Source organism: Ruegeria sp. SCP10 (assembly GCF_040329495.1).
In the GTDB taxonomy this organism is placed as follows: domain Bacteria; phylum Pseudomonadota; class Alphaproteobacteria; order Rhodobacterales; family Rhodobacteraceae; genus Ruegeria.
In genome coordinates this window covers 1-836 of sequence record NZ_JBDZYF010000070.1, presented here as the reverse complement: position 1 = coordinate 836, position 836 = coordinate 1, and the positions used below count along the sequence as shown (strand labels likewise).

Annotated in this window: 1 protein-coding gene; it reads right to left on the bottom strand. The window is 60.5% G+C overall.

Annotated features, from left to right (window positions below; genetic code table 11):
- A partial coding sequence (glyA, locus tag ABLN87_RS22305) for a serine hydroxymethyltransferase (protein ID WP_353014302.1) occupies positions 1-836 on the bottom strand: 836 nt, incomplete at both ends.

Genomic DNA, 836 nt, shown 5'->3' with positions numbered 1-836 from the left:
CGCAGAGCTTCTCCGAATGCAACAGCCTTGCCCGCGATCACATGCATCAGCGGGCCGCCCTGTATGCCGGGGAAGATCGCCGAATTCACTTTCTTAGCGATATCTTCATCATTGGTCAGGATCATACCACCACGCGGCCCACGCAGGGTCTTGTGGGTTGTCGTGGTCGCCACATGGGCGTGCGGGAACGGGCTGGGATGTTCACCTGCGGCCACCAGACCGGCGAAATGCGCCATGTCCACGTGCAGGTAGGCACCGACCATATCGGCGATCTCGCGCATGCGGGCAAAGTCGATCTGACGCGGGATGGCCGAGCCGCCTGCGATGATCAGCTTGGGGCTATGCTCTTTCGCCAGCGCCTCGACCTGATCGTAGTCCAGCATGTTGTCTTGCTGGCGCACGCCGTATTGTACAGCGTTGAACCACTTGCCCGACTGGTTCGGACGCGCACCGTGGGTCAGGTGACCCCCAGCATCGAGGCTCATGCCCAAAATGGTGTCGCCGGGTTGGATCAGGGCCTGAAACACGCCCTGGTTGGCCTGAGAGCCCGAGTTCGGCTGTACGTTGGCAAAGCCGCAACCAAACAGCTCTTTCGCGCGATCGATGGCCAGGTTTTCGGCGATATCGACAAACTGACAGCCGCCATAGTAGCGACGGCCCGGATAGCCTTCGGCGTATTTGTTGGTCATTACCGAGCCCTGCGCCTCCATCACGGCGGCAGAGACGATGTTCTCGGATGCGATCAGCTCGATCTCGTCGCGCTGACGGCCCAACTCGGATGTGATCGAGCCGAACAGCTCAGGGTCACGGTCAGACAAGGACTGGGTGAAAAAACC